A 20,584-nucleotide genomic window follows, 5' to 3' on the forward strand; every position below is an offset into this window, starting at 1 on the left:
TGCCTGCGCCGTCGCTTGCTGAAAGCAGGCTAATGAGAGCACGGTGGACCGACACTGGCAGGCAGGAGCATCGGTCGTTTTGCCGTAGCATGCGCAGGCAGCAAGCAGCTCTTGCGCTTCATTCGGCCGTTCTGGCGCCGTTGCGCGCGTCTTTCCAGCCAGCGCAGGCTCTGGCAATCATGCGATGCCACCATGCCGGGCTACCAGACCCAGATTCACGAGTTGACCTTCGGGCAACTGACCTACGTCATCCGCGCACTTGCCGACAAACAGCAATACGCCGATCCGGACGAGAGTGCGGCCGATGCCGGCATCTCCTCGGCGCAGTGGAGCCTGTTCGGGCAGGTCTGGCCTGCCGGCCAGCTACTGGCAGAAGCAATGGCAACGCGCCCGATCGAAGGCCGGCGCATTCTCGAACTCGGCTGCGGCCTGGGGCTGGCCAGCCTGGTGTTGCGCCGGCGCGGCGCCGACGTGGTCGCCAGCGATCATCACCCGCTGGCAGAGGTGTTCCTGGCGTACAACGCCGCACTCAACTCCCTGGACTCGGTGCCGTATCGCCGGCTCGACTGGGATGCTGGCGCGCTGAACATGGGCCAGTTCGACATGATCATCGCCAGCGACGTGCTGTACGAAACCCGCCACGCCACCATGTTGGCCAGCCTCATTCCCGCGCTGGCCAGGCCTTCGTGCGAGATCGTCATCAGCGATCCGGGCCGCGGCAACGCCAACGCGCTCTCGCGCATGCTGGCGGACATCGGGTTTTCGTTGGTCGCCGGCGAACGCCAGGCCGCAGCGCAGGTGGCCAAGGCGCCGCGCCTGTTCGTCTACCGGCGCAACATGGACAACTGGTGGCCCGCAGAGGGTTAAGTGCCCCTGCCGCGTGACTCGGGTGCAGACGTATCGGCAGACAGCGCGATCGGCCTGCACGGATCGGCCTTGCGCTTCTGGCGCCCGCTCATGCGCATCGGCGGAGCCTGGCGCCGCAGAGCGGGCGCCAAGTCGTCAGAGCCGGTATTCCTTCGGGTCCAGAAACTCGGCAAGACAGGAACCCACGCGCAGTGCCTGCTCGCGCGCATCGCCGCGGTATTCGCCCTGCCCTGCGCCTTCGATCGTGGCGATCGGCGAAGGATGGTCGCGGTGATACACAAACGCCGTCGACGACCACTGCGTCTGCCCAGGGGCCTGACTTTCCATCGTTTCCACGCGGAACTCACCGCAGTAGCCGTGAATCAACGTGCGTCGAAGTGTTCTGTGCGTCATGCCCGGAAGTATCGCCACGCGCAGTTGAAGACCACGTGGAAAACCACCGCTGCAGGCGCCAGGTCTGCCGGCAAACGCAACAAGTCCATCCGCAGCAGTCGCCGCAACGTGGCATCGACAAAACAAGGAAGAGAGTTTGCACATCCGGCGATTGCCGGGACGCCTTGCGAACGAAGGCGTGGAAATGGTGGCCGAGGACGGAATCGAACCGCCGACACGGGGATTTTCAATCCCCTGCTCTACCAACTGAGCTACTCGGCCACTATCGCAACATGCTGCCTGCGTTGCGAGGACGCGCATCATAGCGAGCAGGCGCAGTTTGAGCAAGCGTTGCGATGAACTTTGTTGCGGGCCGGCGCGGCGACCGCGCTTTCCTGCATCGGTTCACACCGCGCGGAAGACGGCATGGCCTAGCCTGCGCAGATCCCGAGGAGAGTGTCATGCGCCTGCCCTGCCTGCTGTTGTCGTTCGCCTTGCTGCTGCCGTTGATGGCCGCGGCCCAACAGCCGGTACGCGCAGTGCCGCAACTGGACATCTCCCGCTATGCCGGGCAATGGCATGAAATCGCGCACCTGCCGGTGTCGTTCCAGAAGAAGTGCCGCAGCGACATCACCGCCAGCTACACCTTGCGCGACGACGGACTGATCGGCGTGCGCAATGGCTGCCGTACCGCCGATGGCACCATGGCGCAGGCCGAGGGAGTGGCGAAACCGGTCGCCGGCCACGCCGGGCAGTTGCAGGTGCGCTTTGCGCCGGAATGGTTGAGTTGGTTGCCGCTGGTCTGGGCGGACTACTGGGTGATCGCCCTCGACCCTGACTATCAGTGGGCGGTGGTCGGCGAGCCGGATCGCAAATACCTGTGGATCCTGTCGCGCTCGCCACAGATGCCGCGCGCGCAGCTCGAGCAGCTCAAGGCGCAGGCCACGCAGATGGGCTATGACCTGTCGCCGCTGATCGTGGCTGCGCCCTTGCGTTGACGCCAGCAGCCTGAACGCAGGCGGTGCCACGTGATGTGCCGCAACGCCTGCATACGGACACGCCGCAAGGCAGCAAGGCAGCGTCCGTACTGCGTAGTATTCTTGGCGCCGCCTTACACCCGCCAAGGACCTCAGTACATGCGTCGTGCCTACCGTCTCCTGATTGTGTCGCTGGCCTGCGGCCTGCTGCTGAGCGCCTGCGGCGGTGCGGTCCGCCGCGTGTCCGAGCCAGCCGCCAGCATCCAGCAACTGACCGTGCGTGCCGATGGCTCCTGGTCGGTCGATCTGCGGCTGCAGAACTACAGCAGCATCCCGATGCAGTTCGAGCGCGTGGCGCTGGAGATTTCCGCCGGCGATCAGCTGGCCGGCAAGCTCGACCAGAGCGTCGGTATCTCGATCGGCCCGGAAACTGCCGACGTGGTGACCGTCAGCGTGCAGCCGACCTCGCTGGGCCGACTCACCGTGGCCGATGTACTCGCCGGCGGCCGCTCGCTGCCTTACTCGCTCAAGGGCACGGTGTGGGCGACGCCGCAGGACAAGAAGCAGCGCGATTTCAGCGTCGAGTCGCGCAACACGCTCAGCCCGGCCCCCGGCCTCAACGGCGTGCTGCGCTGACGCGCACGCCTTCCCGCACTCGTTTGAAGGATCCCGCATGAGCAGCTACACCGCCCCGCTGACCGATTTCCGCTTTGCCCTGCACGACGTGCTCGGCGCGCAGGCCCTGTTCGCCCGGCTCGGCTATGCCGACGCCAGCACCGACATCATCGACGCCGTGCTCGAGGAAGCCGGCCGCTTCACCGCGCAGGTGCTGGCGCCGCTCAACAGCATCGGCGACGAAATCGGCTGTGCCTTCGACAAGAGCACCCATGCGGTGACCACCCCACCCGGCTTCCGTGCGGCCTACGACCAGTTCGTGGAAGGCGGCTGGAACGGGCTCACTGCCGAGACGCAGTTCGGTGGCCAGGGCATGCCGCACACGCTGGGCGTGCCGTTGAGCGAAATGATCAATGCCGCCAACCTGGCCTGGGGCAACTTTCCGCTGCTGTCGCACGGCGCGATGGAAGCGCTGCGCCAGCACGGCGAAATCTGGCAGCAGGATGTCTTCCTCAAGCCACTGATCGACGGCCGCTGGACCGGCACCATGTGCCTGACCGAGCCGCATTGCGGCACCGACCTGGGCCTGCTCAAGACCCGCGCCGAGCCCAACGCCGACGGCAGCTATGCCATCACCGGCACCAAGATCTTCATCACCGCCGGCGAGCACGACCTCACCGACAACATCGTGCATCTGGTGCTGGCCAAGTTGCCGGACGCACCGGCCGGCGCCAAGGGCATCTCGCTGTTCGTCACCCCCAAGTTCAAGGTGGACCGCGACGGCAACGTGGGTGAACGCAATGCGCTGCACTGCGGCTCGATCGAGCACAAGATGGGCATCAAGGGCTCGGTGACCTGCGTGATGAACTTCGAAGGCGCGCAAGGCTATCTGGTCGGCCAGCCGCACAAGGGCCTGCAGGCCATGTTTACGATGATGAATACCGCGCGCCTGAGTGTGGGTCTGCAGGGCATCGGCCTGTCCGAGCGTGCGTATCAGAACGCGCTGCGCTACACCCGCGAGCGCCTGCAGTCGCGCGCGCTCAGCGGTGCCAAATTCCCCGACAAGCCGGCCGACCCGATCATCGTGCACCCGGACGTGCGCCGCATGCTGCTGACCATCAAGTCGCTGACCGAAGGCAGCCGCCTGCTCGCGCTGCACGCCGCCAGCCTGGTCGATGTGGCCCACCGCGGCACCACCGAGCAGGAACGCGCCGATGCCGAGACCCTGGTGAGCTTCCTCACCCCGATCTCCAAGGCCTGCCAGACCGAGTGGTCGATCGAGAACACCTACCACGCGCTGCAGTGCTTCGGCGGCCATGGCTATATCCGCGAATACGGCATGGAGCAGCTGGCCCGCGACGCACGCATCACCACCATCTACGAAGGCACCACCGGCATCCAGGCGCTGGACCTGATCGGCCGCAAGACCGCTGCCAGCCAGGCGGCGGGACTCAAGCTGTTCCTGGCCGATGTCGAACACTTCGCCAATGCGCAGGAAGGCAATGCCGCGCTGGCCGAGTTCATCAAGCCGCTGCGCGACAAGTGCAGCGAGTGGGCGATGCTGACCCGCGACGTGCTCGATCGCGCCGCCCGCAACCCGGACGAACTCGGTGCCGCCAGCTACGACTACCTGTTCTATTCCGGCTATGTGGTGCTGGCGTACTGGTGGGCGCGTAGCGTGGCCGCTGCCGATGCTTCCGCGCACAGCGAGGAGTTCAAGCGCGCCAAGCGCGAAACCGCCCGCTTCTACTTCGCACGCATGTTGCCGCGCACGCTGACCCATGCCGCCACCATCCGCAGCGGCGCAGCGCCGTTGATGACGCTGGAAGCGGAGTTGTTCGGCGAAGCCTGAGCAAGCGTCATCATCGCGGCGGGCTGCCGCCGTCGTAGGAGCGGACCTGGCCGCGATGAGGCGGTACCGATCGGCAAGATGTCGCGCCCGGGTGCGCGCCTACGGCAACACCGCAGGATTCCGCCGCGGTCGTAGGAGCGGACCTGGCCGCGACGAGGCAGTACCGATCGGCAAGACCTCGCGCCCGGGTGCGCGCCTACGGCAACACCGCAGGATTCCGCCGCCGTCGTAGGAGCGGACCTGGCCGCGACGAGGCACTACCGATCGGCGAGACGTCGCGCCCAGGTGCGCTCCTACGGCAACACCGCAGGATTCCGCCGCGGTCGTAGGAGCGGACCTGGCCGCGACGAGGCAGTACCGATCGGCAAGACCTTGCGCCCGGGTGCGCGCCTACGGCAACACCGCAGGATTCCGCCGCGGTCGTAGGAGCGGACCTGGCCGCGACGAGGCAGTACCGATCGGCAAGACCTCGCGCCCGGGTGCGCGCCTACGGCAACACCGCAGGATTCCGCCGCGGTCGTAGGAGCGGACCTGGCCGCGACGAGGCGGTACCGACCGGCAGGACGTCGCGCCCGGGTGCGCTCCTACGGCAACATCCCAGGATTTCCGCCGCCTTCGTAGGAGCGGACCTGGCCGCGACGAGGCAGTGCCGATCGGCGAGACGTCGCGCCCGGGTGCGCTCCTACACGGCTAAGCAAGGCCTGCAAGGCGTCAGAAGATGGTTGCGCAGCGTGGCGGCCGGGGCGGCTGCGCGGAGACGTGCCGACCGATGATTGCAAGACGCACACCAAAGCCATTCGCTGCGATACACAAACTGTCAACGATCGGGTATAAGCTGTTTTCCCGATGGAGACAGACACGCACGCAGGTGATGTGATCTTCCCCGGAGGCTCTTCTGCTCCGGTCGCGGGCAGCGCTGTCGCTGCGATCCAGCAACTTCCCACCTTGCGCCTGCTGTCGCTCGATGCGCATGGCCGCGTGCTGGACTGGATCAATTGGCAGGATGCAGCCTGTCTGTACGCACGCGATGCGGTGTCCTGGACGCTGGGCGAGCCCTGCATGCAGATCCATGGCGGCATCTCGCGCCTGACCGGCGAGCGCAGCGTGATGGAACTGCATCCCATCATCGCCGCACGCGGGCACGCGCGTTCGCGTGCGCTGGACCCGACGCCGACCCTCAGCAACACCGCCCTGTTCGCGCGCGACGCGCAGCTGTGCATGTATTGCGGCCAGCACTTCAGTCGCCCGCAGCTGACCCGCGATCACGTCATGCCGGTCTCCAAGGGCGGCCGCGACAGCTGGGAAAACGTGGTCACCGCCTGCTTCCAGTGCAACTCGCGCAAGGCCAACCGGACGCCACAGCAGGCGCATATGCCGTTGCTGGCCGTGCCGTACCGGCCGAGCTGGATCGAACATCTGATCCTGTCCAACCGCAACATCCTCTCCGACCAGATGGCGTTCCTGCGCGCGCAGTTGCCCAAGCGCTCGAAACTGTCGCTGTAGTCCGCCATGCCGGCTCGGTGTGATGTTGCGAGCGCCAAATACGACCGTTGGCAATGGCCGATCGAGAGAAAGGCATCATCGACGGTGTCGAGCGATCCGCTCACGACGGCGCATTGCCTCGCATGGCCTCGTACCCGTTCTCCCCTGTGCACCGGCTTCACCCGCGAGCCATACGACGGCCAGGCAACCCTGACCTATCCCCCACGCCGCTGACCCAGGTGCGGCAGATTGCCGCAGCCCTTGGAACCCGGCACGCGCGCCTGCGCTGCCGGCGGGCTCGGCCATCACTTCCCGCTGACAGCTGAACCGGTTTGCTTGCCGGGCCTTCGCATGGGGAGGACAATACGGCTTCAGAACATTGACACGATGATGATCGACTCCACCCGCTATCCGCGCCTGTCCCGCATCCAGACCCCCGACGATCTGCGCACTTTCGACGAGGCCGATCTGACCGCGATCGCCGAAGAGCTGCGCGCCTACCTCATCGAATCGGTGGGCAAGAGCGGCGGGCATTTCGCGGCCGGGCTGGGCGTGATCGAGCTCACCGTCGCCCTGCACTACCTGTATCAGACCCCGGTCGATCAGCTGGTGTGGGATGTGGGCCATCAGACCTATCCGCACAAGATCCTCACCGGCCGTCGCGACCAGATCCATACGGTCAAGCAAAAGGACGGCGTGGCGCCGTTCCCCAAGCGCGAAGAGAGCGTCTACGACACCTTCGGCGTCGGGCATTCCTCGACTTCGATCTCGGCCGCGCTGGGCATGGCGATCGCCGCGCAGCGCAACGGCGACGAGCGCAAGGTGGTGGCGGTGATCGGCGACGGCGCGATGACCGCCGGCATGGTCTACGAGGCGCTCAACCACGCCGGCGGCATGGACCCGGAGCCGAACCTGCTGGTGATCCTCAACGACAACCGCATGTCGATCTCCGAAGCGGTCGGCGGGCTGACCAAGATGCTGGGGCGTGCCAGCGGCAGCCGCACCCTCAACGCCATCCGCGAGGGCGGCAAGAAGATCCTCGGCGACAAGAAGAACAACCCCACCGCGCGCTTCGTGCGGCGTTGGGAAGAACACTGGAAGGGCATGTTCGTGCCGTCCACGCTGTTCGAGGAAATGGGCTTCCACTACACCGGCCCGATCGACGGCCACGACCTGCCCGGCCTGGTCGGCGCACTGAAGACTCTGAAGACGCTCAAGGGCCCTCAGCTGCTGCACGTGATCACCACCAAGGGCAAGGGCTACGAACTGGCCGAAGGCGACCAGATCGGATACCACGCGGTGGGCCCGTTCGATCCGAGCAAGGGCCTGGTCGCCAAGGCCGGCGCCAAGAAGCCGACCTATACCGATGTCTTCAGCGACTGGGTCTGCGACATGGCCGCGGCCGAACCCAGGTTGCTGGTGATCACCCCGGCGATGCGCGAGGGCTCGGGCCTGGTGCGTTTCAGCAAGGAATATCCGCAGCGCTATTTCGACGTGGCGATCGCCGAGCAACACGCGGTGACGCTGGCCGCCGGGATGGCGACCCAGGGCGCCAAACCGGTGGTGGCGATCTACTCCACCTTCCTGCAGCGCGGCTACGACCAGCTGGTGCACGACGTGGCGGTGCAGAAGCTCGATGTGCTGTTCGCGATCGACCGCGGCGGCGTGGTCGGCCCGGATGGCGCCACCCACGCCGGCAACCTGGACCTGAGCTTCCTGCGCTGCGTCCCGCACATGGTGGTGATGGCGCCGGCCGACGAGGCCGAATGCCGGCAGATGCTGACCACCGGCGTGCATTACGAAGGCCCGGCGGCAGTGCGTTACCCGCGCGGCACCGGCCCGGGCAGCGCACTCGATGCATCGCTCACCAGCCTGCCGATCGGCAAGGCACAGCTGCGTCACAGCGGCACACGTATCGCCCTGCTGGGTTTCGGCGCAAGCGTGGATGCCGCAGAAGCGGTCGGCCGCGAACTCGGCCTGACCGTGGTCAACATGCGCTTTGTCAAACCGCTCGATAAAGCCATGCTGCTGGAACTGGCCAAGAGCCACGAAGGCTTCGTCACCATCGAAGACAACGTCGTTGCCGGCGGCGCCGGCTCGGGCGTGGCCGAGCTGCTCAACGCCGAAGCGGTCACCATGCCGATGCTGCACCTGGGCCTGCCGGACAGCTTCCAGCACCACGCCAGCCGCGAAGACCTGCTGGCCGAGGCCGGCATCGACCAGGCCGGCATCCGCGCTGCGGTGCTCAAGCGCTGGCCGCAGCTGATGGCAGGCAAGCCGCCCGCGTTGAATGCCGCTGCAGGCTGAGGCCTGCGCGGGTCACACATGGCGGCAGTTGCGGCAGGCGGTTGCAGAATCGCCTGCCCGTGCCGGCAATGACGGATGCCGCATGCTGACGCCGATGCGTTGACCCGCAACACGACCGATCCCGCGCGATGACGCACTAGACCTGCGGCACCGCCCCGGTGCGTGCAAACGCCTCCACCAGCCGCAGGATGCGCGCCTGCGCATCGATGTCATGCAGCTCCGTCTGCAATCTGCGCACGCCTACTGGCAGCTCGGTGGCAGCGAGTGCCTCGCGCAACAGCGCAGGCAGGCCGTCCAGCTCGCGCAGCCACCACGACGCACCTGCGCGCTGCAGGCGCGCGGCATGGTCGAACTGATCGTAATCCAGCGGGTAGACGATCGACGGCAAGCCTGCGGCCAGGCAGGCATACAGGATGCCGGCACCGCCATGGTGGACCACCAGCTCGTAGCGATGCAGCTGCTGTGCGTAGTCCACGTACGGCAGGCGCTGGTAGTTGCCGTGCGTCTGCGCTGGCGGCGCGGCGCTATCGCCATCGCTGAAGTGGAAGATCACCTGTGGAAACTGCAGCGCCACCGCACGCAGCACCTGGTCCATCCGCTGCTTGACCCATTGCAGATGTGTGCCCAGCGTCACCAGCACATGCCGACGACCGGGGACGAACTGCGGCGTCGCAACCGCCGCGGGCGGCGTGCACAGCTGCGGCCCGACGAAGCGCACCGCCGCCGGCCAGCGCCGTGCCAACTCGAACGACGGCAGCCCCAGGGCCAGGATGCAGTGCGGCGAATACACCGCCTCGCTGCGATCGCTGCGATAGATCGCCGGCAATCCGGATGCGCGCATCTGACGGCGGTAGCACAGGTGCAGGCTCCGTTTGAAGCCGCGCGTCAACCGCCGCGCCATCGCCTGCCAGATCCGCTGCGCTGCCGTGGATGGCGGAAGCAGGCCGCCGAAATACGCCGGAGGCCCGTCGCCGGTTTCGATAACGCATGGCGACGGCATGCTGGTCCACCAGGCGATGCCCATCGCCTGTGCTGCCAGCCCCGCGCTGGGCAGGGTGAAATCGGCGATCACCAGGTCCGGCCTCCGCTCGCGCCAGCGCTGCCGTACCGCATCGCCCACCCGCGCCATCAGGCCAAGCGCGCTGTGCAACTGTCGGCGCAGCCGCAAGGGATTGTGGCCTACCGCATGCGGTGGATTGGCGATATCGAGCAACTGCCGGTCGGCTTGTGCATCCAGCACGCTGACCGCGCTCAGTCCGCATGCACGGATGCGCGCCAGTGCCGCCGGCGTGCTGATGACCTGGACATCGTGATGTGGCGCCAGCTGCCGGGCGATCGCCAGGATCGGATGCAGATGCCCGCTATACGGCGGCGCGATCAGATCAATGCGCATGTTCCCTCCCCTGCACTGCCCGCTCGACCTGCGCGATGAAGGCCTGACACTCGGCCAGCACTGTCGCATCGCACAGATAATGCAGATGCCCGCAGGCAGGCATCAGATCGGGCGCACCGGCGAACAGCGCGCGCGAGATCCAGTCGCCGCTGCCCTGGACGACGCGCAGCTGCCCGAACATGCCAGGCGCATTGCACACCGGGCCATAGGCGAACACCGCAAGACGCGTGCGCAGCGCCTGCGGCAGCCGTAAGGCTGTCAGCAGCTGCAGGCCACAACTGCCGGCCAATAGTACCGTCGTCGGCACCTGGTCCAGCAGCGCCACCACGCGCATGCGATCCGCATCGGCAACGCGTGCGGCGCGCGCGGCCAGATACTGGCGCGCGTTGGACACGCTGGCGCGCCACAGCGGCATGTGCCGGTGCGGTGGACTATCAAGGCGATACGGATAATTGCAGTCGATCAGCCGCCGGCCCGGGCCTTGCAGCTGCTCCAGAAAATGCCGTTGCTGCATGCTCAATGCGCAACTCTCCGGATCGCTTTGCCCGGTGAGGAAGGCGATCTGCAGGGTGGCGCTGTCAGTCCGCACGAAAGCGCCCATCCGGCAACACGCGATAACGCCGGGTGCGCCAGCGGATCGTGCGCACCAGCGCCGCATGCAGCAGATGCAGCGGCTGCAGGCACTCCGCGACAACCGACAGCAGCGGACGGTGGCGAACCGCACCGCTCACCCGCCATTGCACCAGGCACAGCAGCAGCGCACGCAGCAGCACGGTGCCCAGCACCCAGGCCAGCGCCGGCCAGCTCGCCTGCACGCAGGCACAGGCCAGCAAGGCCAGCAGCAGCATCGGCGGCAGCCCCTGCAGCACGCCGATCGCCGAACGCACGCCCACGCTCTGCCGACGCAGCAGGAGCGACGCGAACAGCATCCATCGATGCATCTGGCGTGCGTAGCTGGCCAGATCCGGCATCGCGGTGCGCATCGCCACCGGCGCGACGGATTGGCGGAGTCGCCCGCCGCGCTCACGCACCAAGGTGGCGACGGCCAGATCGTCGGTGAGCTGCTGCAGTAACGCGGCAAACCCGCCCCAGGCACGCAGTTGCTCGGTACGCGCGGCATAGCACATGCCGTTGATGGTCAGCGGCGCGGCGAACGGCAACCAGCCCAGATAGGTCAGCGCCGCATTGTTGTTGACGAACTGCGACAGCAGCCGGCCTGGCAGCGTGGCGCTGTCCTGGTAGTACGGCAGCGCGGTGACCATATCGGCGTCGGTCAGATCCTGCAGCAGGCGCACGAGCGCGCTGGCGCTCAGCTGTGCATCGTCGTCGAGGATCAGGCTGATCGGCGCGCGCACATGCGCCAGCGCGTGCTCGAGCTTCCAGGCCTTGGGGTTGATGCCGGCTGGCGCGGCCGGCACCCGCATGCGCTGGATGCGTGCATGCGGATGCAGCGCGACCAAGGCATCGGCAACGCTATTTCCCGGGATGTCGTCTGCATCCAGCAACCAGACAAACTGCGCGTCCGGCAGCGCTTGCAGGTTGGCCGCAAGGACCTGCTGCAAATGCGCATCGCCCCCCAGCACCGGCTGCAGGATCGCCACCTCGGCCTGGGTTGTGGTGGCGCCACTCGCTGGCAGTGTGCGCGCACCACGCAGCACCCACAGCACTGCAGCCGTCTTGACCATCAGCACCGCCAGGTAGGCAGCTGCCACTATCGGAACGACTACGCCCACTGCGCCGCCTGCCAACGCACGAATGCCTCGATGCCTTGTTCCAGACTGACGCTGGGCGGCCCGAGATCGGCGAGCGTGCGGCGTGGGTCGAAGGTCTTGGAATAGGCAAATGCACCCACGCCGAAGCGCGTGATCGGTGGCTCGCCGCGCAGGCGCAGCACGCGATACGCCGCCTCCACCACGCTGGCCATGCGCAGTGCGGTGGCGATGCGCACCTCGCGTCGCGGCAGCGGCAGCTGCAGGCGCGTGAGCAGGTCCAACAGCAACTGCTGCAGATCCACCGGCTGCGCATTGGTGAGGTTGTAGGCCGGCTGCAACTGCGGCGCGGTCGCCGCGCGATAGAGGTAATCACACAGCGTATCGATGTAGATCAGGTCGCCGATCACCGGCTGCGTCTGGCCGACGAAGCGCGGCAGCGCACCCTTGCGCGCAGCGGCAATCACGCGCGGGAACAGCACCGTGTCTCCCGGCCCGAACACCGCACGCGGGCGCAGCACGGATTTGTCGCCCGGATACTGCTGCAGCAGCGTTTCGCCAAGGTATTTGGTCTGCGCGTAGGTGTTGACGAACGCCGGCCCGATCGGGCTGTCCTCGCTGAGCTCGTATTGATGCTCCTCGCGATAGAACACCGAACTGGACGATACATACAGCAGACGCGGGCAGCCATGGCGCTTGCAGAAGTCGATGACGTTGGCAGTGGCCTGGACGTTGTGCAACTGGAACTGCGCGCGCGTGCCCCACGGCGAGGCCAATGCCGCAGCGTGGATCACCACATCCGGCTGCCACTGCAACGAGAACGGCTGGCTCAGATCGATACGATGGTAGTTGGGCAGATCGCTGGCGCGGCGACCGATGCCGTGGATCTCCACACCCGGCTGCGCCTGGAAACGTCGCAGGAAGGAACCACCGACAAAGCCGGATGCACCGGTCACGAGAATACGCAGGCTCATCGCCACTCCGGTTGATAACGGTCAAGACTGGGTTGGCAATGCGACGGCAGGATGGCCAACTCCGGGTGTGCATGCGACAGCGCGTGCAGCTGCTGCACGGTGCGCCGGAACGCGCGCCAATCATGCATCAACAAACGTGTGGGCCAGGCAGGCCACTGCAGTGCAGACCAGGTCGCCGACGACCACACCGCGTCGGCGCACAGCAACACCTCGCGGTCGTGTTGATCGCGCAACCACAGGCCCATCTGCCCGGGCACGTGCCCGGGCAACGGCACGGCCAGCACGCTGCCGTCCTCGAACAGATCGTAGGCCGCGCCCAGACCTTGCCAGGCGCCGGTCAGCGCACGCAACGGTGCTTGCTCGGCAAACTGCAGGCGTCGATCGAAATCCTCGGGGAGCAGCTGCGGCAACAAGGCACGCCGCAGTCCGCCGAGGCGCGAACAACTGCGCAGCTGTTGATAGTCGGCACGCAGGCACAGGAAGCGCGCGTTGGGCAGATCGCGCAGACCGCCGACATGATCGGCATGGAAGTGCGAAATCAGGCACCAGGCGATCTCCTCCAGCTGCACGCCACGGCGTGCCAGCTGTGCGCCCAGCGTTTCGTGCGCGGGCAGGTGCACCGGCGTGGTCCAGCGATACAGGCGCTCGGGCCAGGGATCGGTCGCGCGGAAAAAATGCTCGGCATACCCGGTGTCGTACAACAGCGCGCCGCGCTGCGGATGCCGGATCAGCACGCTCAACGCGGGGAATTCCACCGCATGCCAGTGGCCGTCCGCACGCACCATGCGCTCGCAATGGCGGCAGTGGCCGATGCGCAGCAACTCGAGCGACACGCGCGGCGGCATCAGGGCGCGACCTGGTCGGAACATGCGCACACGCCCTAGTACCGCAACACCATGCCGCCGATCGCCAGCCCGGCACCGGTGCCGAGCAGCGCAACCAGATCGCCACGCTGCATGCGCTGTTCGATCCGGGCGTGATGCAAGGCATGCGGCAGCGAGGCGGCGACCTGGTTGCCAGTGCCCTGCAGGATGCGAATCACCTGATCGGGGCGCAGCCCCAGCGCCTGCGCCACATGATCCAGACCGCCACCGGAGGCCTGGTGCGGGACCAGGCAGCGCAACGCTGCCGTGGTGGTGCCGGCCTCGCCCAGCAACCGTTCCCAGAATGCAGGCAGATGGCGCGCGGCGAACCGGTAGGCACCGCGCCCATCCATGCTGAAGCTGCGCAAGGCATCAGGCGACTGTTCTTCGCCGCGCGGATAGCGGGTGCCGCCGCCGCGAATGCGGCACAGCTCCGCGCCGTCGCCGTAACTGGACAGGCGGCTGGACAGCAGTGCCGAGCCGTCATCGGCAGCGCTATGCCCCACGACTACCGCGGCCGCGCCATCGCCAAACAGGCCGGCGGTGGCCGGCGTCGATGCATCCAGCCCGCCCGACGCCACCTCGCTGGAAACGATCAACACGCACCGGTAGCGCCCGAGCGCCAACGCGTTCGCGGCCATGTCCAGCGCCACCAGAAAGCTCAGGCAGGTCGCATTGACGTCGAAGGCCGGAATGCCCGAATCGCCCAGCCCGAGCGCGCGCTGGATCAGCACCGCCTGGCAGGGAATCGGCTGCTCCATGACGCTGCAGGCCGAGATCAGGCAATCGATCTGACCGGGGTCGATGCCCGCGCTTGCCAGCGCCTGGGTCGCCGCCGCCGCACCCATCGACGAAGCCGTCTCGCCCTCGCCCACGTAATGGCGCGTGGCCACTCCCGAGCGCGCGAAGGTGGTGCCTGCCGGCAGCTGCCAGCGTTGATCCAGCTGTTGCGAGGTCACCTCCGTGGCGGGGACATGGCGCCCGGTGCCCAGAATGCGCAGCGGCAATGCGTTCAACACGGAGGTCTCGTTGGACAAGGCGCGCAGCATACCGTGGCTGGCGTGGGCCGAGCCGATCGATCGCCGAAGCGCGCAATGCGCATCGCCCGCCTGCGAGGACGGCGATCGGTCAGTCGATCGCCACCTCGTTCCAGACCACAACCGCCGGGCAGTCGTGCCGACGTGTCAGGGCGCTTCCACCGCGTATCCCAGCGCCTGCAAGCGCGCCAGATAGCCATCGGCTGCGGTCAGCCGGCTGATCGGCAGCACCGCGAAGGTGCTGCGATTGCGTTGCAGCGCGGTGGTGGCGATGCTCAGCCAGTGCTCGCGCATGCGCCGTTCCAGATCGTCGATGCCGCGCTTCCTGGCGGCGCCGGAACTGGCCATGGCGCTCATGCAGGCGGCCTGGGGATCCTCGCGTGGCAACTGGCGCAGTGCCTCGATATCGCCCACCGACCAGGCGTTGGCGCGCTCGACCATCGTGGGCAGGTCGCGCTCGACGGTGACCAGGATGCTGCGGAAGCACGCGGTGTCGTCCATGCCGCCGGCGCGGAACTCCTTGATGGCCTGGCGCGGGTCAGCGATCTTGTAATCCAGCGCGGTGGGGGTCGGCTTGATCCCGGCGCGCTTGGCGGCACGCTCCACCACCGACCAGATCACCGGCGAGCGCGCCAGGCCGGAGCGCTTGATCGCCGCCTGATACAACTCGCCGGCGGCAAGCATCGGGCGCTTGCGCTCCACCCCACGGTCGCTGCCGAGATAGCGTGCCTTGGCAACCGACCAGCGCGCATACAGATCGGCCGGCAGCAGCTCGCGCAGTTCGCGGCCGTCCTCGTTCTTCATCGCCTTCATCGCCGAGGGCAACAGGGTCAGTTTGCCGAAGAACCCCATGTCCGCATCGATCTGGACGGTTGGGGCCATCAGCACCTGCTGCGACTGGCCGATGATCGTCTCCACCTCGGCCGACTGCCACTGCAGCCGCTTCGGCAGCGGCGACACGGTGCCCAGGATCCACAGCACATGATCGCCCTTGCTGACCTTCCACAGGCCTGGGCCGGGCTGCACGCCGCGCACCACCATCGCTTCCAGATCGACCACGGCCGGCGGCGATGGCGCGGCTGGCTGCGGCTTCGTTCCATCGCTGGCCGACGCCAGCAATGACACCAGCATCATTCCCACGCCCCACCCCGCCCGCTGGCCTCGCATCACGTCTCGCCCCCTGTGTGAGAACGCGGACACTACGCCAAGCCGGCCATGGCCGCGTTAGGGAAATGTTCGCCGCCGCAGCCGCAGATGGCTCAGCGTGGATCCAGGCTGGCCAGGTGCGCAGCCAGCGGCGAGGCGCCGTCGAGCAGCGCGAATCCTTCCCAGACGAATCCCGGCGAGACCGTGCAGCCCACCAGGGTGAAATCGCCAAGCGACCGCGCCGCCTGCCAGCACCCTGCCGGCACCACGTGCATCGGCTCACCGCGCTCGGCAGCATCCAGGATCAGGCGTTGCAGCTGTCCGCTGGCCTCGTCGTAGATCGACAACTCCAGCGCATCGCCCTGCTGCCAATGCCAGCTTTCTTCCGCATCGACGCGATGCCAGGCGCTGCATTCGCCGGCAGCGAGCAGGAAGCGGATGGCGGTCAACGCCGGGCGCGGTTGACCGCCCTCGCTCACCTGGCGCGCGGACGCGTACACGCGACGGAAATGCCCGCCCTCGGGATGCGGAGCGAGTTCGAGCGAATGGATCAAGCTGGCGGCGATCGGATGCATGCCTACATGCTAAGCCAGCCAACGCCGCGCATGCATCACGGCAGGTGCTTGCCCGCACGCAGGCAGGTGCGGAAGAACACCAGCAGATCCCAGCTATAGCGCTTGAGCAGACGACGCGGCTCGTTGAGCAGCCGGTACATCCATTCCATATGCAGCCGCCGTACCCAATCCGGCGCACGCTTGGCGGTGCCGGACAGGAAATCCAGCAACGCGCCGACCCCGAACACCAGCGGCACGTTCAAGGCGTGGCTGTGATCCAGGATCCAGCGCTCCTGCAGCGGGTTGCCGAAGGCCACCAGCAGCACATCGGCGCCCGAGCGATTGATGCGCTCGGCCAGGCCCTCGCCGGCGGCGGCAAATTCGCCGTAGCCGTCGCACATGCCGACCACCTGCTGGCCCAGGGTTCCAGTCAAGGTCGCGGCAGCGGTCTTGCCCACGCCCGGACGACCGCCGAGCAGGAAGAACTTGAGCGGCTGCGCGGCCTCGCGACACAGATACGGAATCAGGTCGGTGCCATTGAGGTTGCCGGCAAAGCGGCGGCCATGGATCAGGCGTGCTGCCAGATCCATGCCGATGCCGTCATTGACGATGCGCACGCTGGGCTCGCGCATCCGCAGACGTAGTGCCTGGCATTGCACGATGAAATTGGTGTTGGCGAAAAACACCCGGCGTGGTTGCCGGGCGGCCAATGCGTGAAACAATTCCAGTGCAAACGCTTCCTGCGTGGTGGAGAGCACCGGAAATCCGCCGAGCGGAATCACCACGCCCTGCGGCATCGCCGTGTTGGCGGTTGCTGTCGTCTCCGTATCCACCTGCCGGCCGTGCATCATCGAATCACCAAAGGTCGTAAGGAAACGCGGCCAGCAGCCCGGCCTGCAGTTTCTCCAGGTCAAAATCGCCGTTACCGCCAAGCTTCAGGCACTCTTCCACGCTGTTGCCCGAGTGCCACTGCATGCGTCCGGTGCCGTTGTAGTAGTCGTCGTACTTGAAACGATCCTCGCCGTTGCCCCAATCCAGGTACACCGCCGGAATCCCGTACGCTTCGGCAAGAATCAGCCCGTGCAGCGAACTGCTGATCACCAACTCGGCGCCCAGCAACGCACTCATGAAGGTTGCAGGTTTGACGTTGGGAAATACCAGATGGTCCGCATACGCGCTGTACTTCTCGACCGGCTCGTTGAAATGCGGAACGATGGCAAAGGGGCGCTTGTTTGCCGTTCCCAGCGCATCGGCAGGGAAAAACATTGGTGTCAGCAGACCGGGGTCGCCATAGACTTCCGGTACCGCGATCCCGCGATCGAGCAGGAATTGACGCGTCTTCGGACCACGTACTGCACGCACATCGAGCGTGCTGAAGGTATTTCGCTCCGCAGGAATCTTGCCGTTGATGCCGCTGCCCCAGACGGTGTCGCCGTCCTTGGCAAAATGCAGCACCGACCCGATGGCGATCAGCTTCTTGCTGAGATCACGCTTCTCGATCAGCGTCTTGTCCTGCAAGGAGAGCACACAGGACACAATCACCTTGGACAGATGATCGCCCATGTTGACGCCAGCGTTCTTCGGCTGCCACCAGAACAAAGCACGGCGTTCCGCATGTTCGATCCATTTCTGCAGCAAAGCATTGGCCATAACGAGCAGTCTCCTTCTAAAGTTGGGTGCGCCACATCAGTGCGAGAGCGCGGCCTCCGAAGAAGCACGCACCGCTGCGCCATCTTGCTGCGGGTACAAACGGGTTTCCGGATACGCACCTGGATTCAGTACGCGGTCGGTGGTGTCGGACCAATTCAGGCATTGGCGGTAACGCACGCGCGGTGCTTCCAGCGCGCGACTGATGGCCGCAATGACCGACTCACCGTTGCCGGGAGTGTAGCCGAAACGCGATTGATACGGCCCCACGACGGCATTCGGACACACCGCAGGCAGGCCGAAGAAATCGTATTGCAGCAACTTCATCGAACTATCGGCCAGATACACCGGCACCTGCTCGGATGCGTACGGCGCGATCCCGAAACGGGCGTGCTTGATGTAGCCGATGGTCTCGGCGTGCTTCATCTCGCCATAGACGACCACGTTGTCGCCATAGCCGGGATGCCGGCCCATGCCCGAGCCGATCACATGGAACGTGACCTGCGGGAACGCCTTGCTGGCAACCACGAAGAAGTCCGGATCGAACAACATCGAGCCCACCGCGACCGCATGGATGCCCTCGCCGTACGGCGACGGGTCGCCCAGCTGATCCAGGTTGTGATCCACACCGTGACCGACGTGATACACGTTATCGCGACTTGCCACTTCCTCCGCCATTGCCGGCGACACCAATGCGATCACATCCAGCGTCGGTGCAACCCGATCGAACTCGCGCTCGATATAGGACGCGACATTGATTGTGCTCAGGCCGTCGGAAGCACGATAGACCAGCTTCGCTGCCGGATTGACGCGCTTGGCCAGCTCGATGAAGGCCACCGCGATACCGCTTTCGAACACGATCACGTCCGCCTCGCGCATCCAGTCCAGCAACTGGCGTGGCGGATGCGCGGCATACCAGCGGAACATCGCATCTTCGACAGAACGCAGCCAGGCACGACGCGTGTTGAACGGATGCACCGTCGTGCGCCACAGGTAGCAGTCCACGCCCTTGTGCGACACCACGGTGTTTGCGGTGTCGTCCAGCGGCAGCCGCATGTCGCCCTTCATGCGCGATAGGCGGCTGTAGCGCAGCGAGAAAAACCGCGTGGTGCCGCGCAGCGCGAGTTGATCGGTGATGAAGTGGATATTGGCGCGCCGTGGCGTGCGGTAATCGTGGGCGGACAAGACCAGATAGCAAGGCCGGCGAATGCCGGAAGCGGCGGCGGGTGTATCGCTCATGGGCCGTGTCCTATGAATGAGTGGGAGAAAGCATGCAAGAACGCAGGCGAAGACGATGTCGATCTCATTGGCGTGCCTTGGCCTGCCTCAGCAACTTGCGGATGTTGAGAATGGCAATGACGTCGCGACGGAACGCCGGCCAGATCGCCAACGCCAGCAGACAGACCGCCGCCATCGTGGCCGCACCAACGGCCAGCTGCTGCCACAGCGGGCCACCGACGGTGATGGATGCGTAGTACGCGCACACGCCCGCCACGCCGTACGCGGTCATCGCGCGCACCGCATTGGTGAACAGTGCAGCCACCGGTGCGTCGGAGATCTTGCCGACCCAGACCAGCGACAACGGCCAGGTCACCAGCAGCCCGAATGAATAACCGATCGCCACGCCCATCGCGCCCCAGCGCGAGCCGACGAAGATGCAGCCGATCAGCACGATGCGGCTGACCAGCGAGAACAGCAACTGCGCGCGCATCAGGCCCCTGGCAAGGAACACCCAGTAGGTTGCATAGGACGCAGTCTGGAAAATACCGCCCAGCGTCAGCACCTGGAACAGGGGCACCGCCTCGCGCCACTGCTCGCCGAGCACCAGCACGATCAGCGGCATGGCCAGCGCGCAGGCGAAGGCGAACAGCGCAACGATCAGATGCACCATCACCGTTTGCCCGCGCAGCAGGAAGGCGCTGAAGCGTTCGCGGTCGTCCTGCAGCTGCGACAACACCGGCAACGCCACGCTGGTGGCCGGCGCGTTGATCTGATTCAACGGCATCATCAACAGCTGAAACGCACGGTTGTACAGGCCCAGTGCGTCCGGGCCGGTGCGCCAACCGATGATGACCTGGCCAACGTTGCGGCTGGCATAGCCCAGCAACTGCGCGGCCATCAGGTTCCAGCCGAAGCTCATGAAGTCGCGCATCGGCGCCGAGCGTTGGTATCCGCCCGGCAACCAGCGTGCACAGCTCGCCGCGATGATGAAATTGACCACCGCCTGCACCACCTGCTGCACCACCAGCGCCCAATAGCCCCAGCCCAGCAAGGCGGCAGCGACGGCCGCGCCCAGGCCCAGCACCTGCGATCCCACATCGCTGAGCGCGACCTGGCCAAATCGCAGCCCGCGGCTCAGATGCGCGCGGTACTGCGTGGTCATGCCGTTGATCAGGAAGGTCACCGCCAGCGCCTGGGAGATCGTCACCAGCGCCGGCTCCTTGTAGAAGTTGGCGATCACATGGGCAGAGGCGTAGACCATCACCGACAGCGACAAGCCGATGCCGCTGTTGATCCAGAACAGGTTGTCGCGCTGCTCGCGGCTGACATGCTTGGCCTGCACGGCAGCGGCAGACAGGCCAAAGTCACGCAGGATCTCGGCCGCACCGACAATCGCGGTGACCATCGCCATCAGGCCGTAATCGTAAGGCGTCAGCAGGCGCGCCAGCAGGATGATGCCGCCGAACTGCACGACCATCTTGGCCGACTGGCCGATCATGGTCACCGCTGCCCCACCGGCGGCGCGCGAACCGAGGCTGCGCTGTGGCGGCGGCGTGGGGGAATTCATC

The 20,584-nt window shown here is 66.3% G+C and carries 19 protein-coding genes and 1 tRNA gene; 6 read left to right on the forward strand and 14 right to left on the reverse strand.

The features are described 5' to 3' along the window. Positions 1 to 192: 192 nt before the first annotated feature. Complete coding sequence (locus ACCQ04_RS12495; protein WP_046343203.1) at positions 193 to 867, forward strand: class I SAM-dependent methyltransferase; 675 nt, start codon at positions 193 to 195, stop codon at positions 865 to 867. Positions 868 to 1,002: 135 nt separating this feature from the next. On the opposite strand, the gene ACCQ04_RS12500 is transcribed toward ACCQ04_RS12495, so the two are convergent. Both ACCQ04_RS12500 and ACCQ04_RS12505 read right to left on the reverse strand, forming a co-directional pair. Further along, positions 1,003 to 1,194 carry a hypothetical protein gene (locus ACCQ04_RS12500; RefSeq protein ID WP_080931335.1) on the reverse strand — a complete coding sequence of 64 codons (192 nt, stop codon included), beginning with the start codon at positions 1,192 to 1,194 and terminating at the stop codon, positions 1,003 to 1,005. Positions 1,195 to 1,445: 251 nt separating this feature from the next. Next, positions 1,446 to 1,521, reverse strand: a tRNA-Phe gene (locus ACCQ04_RS12505). A gap of 179 nt (positions 1,522 to 1,700) precedes the next feature. Between ACCQ04_RS12505 and ACCQ04_RS12510 the strand changes: the two genes are divergently transcribed. From ACCQ04_RS12510 to dxs, 5 genes are all read left to right on the forward strand, one after another. After that, the gene (locus ACCQ04_RS12510) at positions 1,701 to 2,237 is read left to right on the forward strand and encodes a lipocalin family protein (protein WP_104554132.1); all 537 of its coding nucleotides are present in this window, start codon (positions 1,701 to 1,703) and stop codon (positions 2,235 to 2,237) included. 138 nt (positions 2,238 to 2,375) lie between these two features. Continuing rightward, entirely contained in the window at positions 2,376 to 2,852 is a 477-nt protein-coding gene (locus ACCQ04_RS12515; RefSeq protein ID WP_039522095.1) for an LEA/WHy family protein, read from the forward strand. Between the two features lie 37 nt (positions 2,853 to 2,889). Further along, positions 2,890 to 4,683, forward strand: coding sequence for an acyl-CoA dehydrogenase C-terminal domain-containing protein (locus ACCQ04_RS12520; RefSeq protein WP_226427629.1), 1,794 nt, complete (start codon positions 2,890 to 2,892; stop codon positions 4,681 to 4,683). Between the two features lie 846 nt (positions 4,684 to 5,529). Then, positions 5,530 to 6,186: an HNH endonuclease gene (locus ACCQ04_RS12525; RefSeq protein WP_104554130.1), complete on the forward strand. Its 657-nt coding sequence runs from the start codon at positions 5,530 to 5,532 to the stop codon at positions 6,184 to 6,186. A 369-nt stretch (positions 6,187 to 6,555) separates the two neighbouring features. After that, positions 6,556 to 8,472 carry a 1-deoxy-D-xylulose-5-phosphate synthase gene (gene dxs / locus ACCQ04_RS12530; RefSeq protein ID WP_065031735.1) on the forward strand — a complete coding sequence of 639 codons (1,917 nt, stop codon included), beginning with the start codon at positions 6,556 to 6,558 and terminating at the stop codon, positions 8,470 to 8,472. Between the two features lie 136 nt (positions 8,473 to 8,608). On the opposite strand, the gene ACCQ04_RS12535 is transcribed toward dxs, so the two are convergent. The 12 genes from ACCQ04_RS12535 to ACCQ04_RS12590 form a co-directional block, all read right to left on the reverse strand. Continuing rightward, on the reverse strand, positions 8,609 to 9,865 hold the full coding sequence (locus tag ACCQ04_RS12535; RefSeq protein WP_226427628.1) for a glycosyltransferase: 1,257 nt from the start codon (positions 9,863 to 9,865) through the stop codon (positions 8,609 to 8,611). After that, on the reverse strand, positions 9,855 to 10,466 hold the full coding sequence (locus tag ACCQ04_RS12540) for a hypothetical protein (RefSeq protein WP_104554128.1): 612 nt from the start codon (positions 10,464 to 10,466) through the stop codon (positions 9,855 to 9,857). Before ACCQ04_RS12540 ends, ACCQ04_RS12535 begins: the two co-directional genes overlap by 11 nt. Continuing rightward, positions 10,444 to 11,598 carry a glycosyltransferase gene (locus tag ACCQ04_RS12545; protein ID WP_104554378.1) on the reverse strand — a complete coding sequence of 385 codons (1,155 nt, stop codon included), beginning with the start codon at positions 11,596 to 11,598 and terminating at the stop codon, positions 10,444 to 10,446. The genes ACCQ04_RS12540 and ACCQ04_RS12545 overlap by 23 nt, the downstream gene beginning before the upstream one ends. Continuing rightward, on the reverse strand, positions 11,589 to 12,548 hold the full coding sequence (locus ACCQ04_RS12550; protein ID WP_226427627.1) for an NAD-dependent epimerase/dehydratase family protein: 960 nt from the start codon (positions 12,546 to 12,548) through the stop codon (positions 11,589 to 11,591). The genes ACCQ04_RS12545 and ACCQ04_RS12550 overlap by 10 nt, the downstream gene beginning before the upstream one ends. Then, positions 12,545 to 13,393 (reverse strand): MBL fold metallo-hydrolase, encoded by an 849-nt coding sequence (locus tag ACCQ04_RS12555; RefSeq protein WP_047125132.1) that lies wholly within the window; start codon positions 13,391 to 13,393, stop codon positions 12,545 to 12,547. Before ACCQ04_RS12555 ends, ACCQ04_RS12550 begins: the two co-directional genes overlap by 4 nt. A gap of 35 nt (positions 13,394 to 13,428) precedes the next feature. Further along, the gene (locus ACCQ04_RS12560) at positions 13,429 to 14,460 is read right to left on the reverse strand and encodes a 3-oxoacyl-[acyl-carrier-protein] synthase III C-terminal domain-containing protein (RefSeq protein WP_186810809.1); all 1,032 of its coding nucleotides are present in this window, start codon (positions 14,458 to 14,460) and stop codon (positions 13,429 to 13,431) included. A gap of 135 nt (positions 14,461 to 14,595) precedes the next feature. Then, positions 14,596 to 15,615 (reverse strand): TraB/GumN family protein, encoded by a 1,020-nt coding sequence (locus ACCQ04_RS12565; protein ID WP_024937918.1) that lies wholly within the window; start codon positions 15,613 to 15,615, stop codon positions 14,596 to 14,598. A gap of 92 nt (positions 15,616 to 15,707) precedes the next feature. Further along, on the reverse strand, positions 15,708 to 16,169 hold the full coding sequence (locus ACCQ04_RS12570) for a cupin domain-containing protein (RefSeq protein ID WP_226427626.1): 462 nt from the start codon (positions 16,167 to 16,169) through the stop codon (positions 15,708 to 15,710). A gap of 35 nt (positions 16,170 to 16,204) precedes the next feature. Then, entirely contained in the window at positions 16,205 to 16,999 is a 795-nt protein-coding gene (locus ACCQ04_RS12575; protein WP_161961052.1) for a WecB/TagA/CpsF family glycosyltransferase, read from the reverse strand. Positions 17,000 to 17,003: 4 nt separating this feature from the next. Beyond that, positions 17,004 to 17,798, reverse strand: coding sequence for a polysaccharide pyruvyl transferase family protein (locus ACCQ04_RS12580; protein ID WP_039522111.1), 795 nt, complete (start codon positions 17,796 to 17,798; stop codon positions 17,004 to 17,006). A gap of 36 nt (positions 17,799 to 17,834) precedes the next feature. Continuing rightward, positions 17,835 to 19,034, reverse strand: a complete 1,200-nt coding sequence (locus ACCQ04_RS12585; RefSeq protein ID WP_226427625.1) for a GumK N-terminal domain-containing glycosyltransferase — start codon at positions 19,032 to 19,034, stop codon at positions 17,835 to 17,837. A 64-nt stretch (positions 19,035 to 19,098) separates the two neighbouring features. After that, positions 19,099 to 20,583: a lipopolysaccharide biosynthesis protein gene (locus tag ACCQ04_RS12590; RefSeq protein ID WP_104542483.1), complete on the reverse strand. Its 1,485-nt coding sequence runs from the start codon at positions 20,581 to 20,583 to the stop codon at positions 19,099 to 19,101. Between the last annotated feature and the right edge of the window lies 1 nt (position 20,584).

Origin of the sequence: Xanthomonas sp. NCPPB 2866, from assembly GCF_041475745.2 — a bacterium.
GTDB classification, from domain to species: domain Bacteria; phylum Pseudomonadota; class Gammaproteobacteria; order Xanthomonadales; family Xanthomonadaceae; genus Xanthomonas; species Xanthomonas arboricola.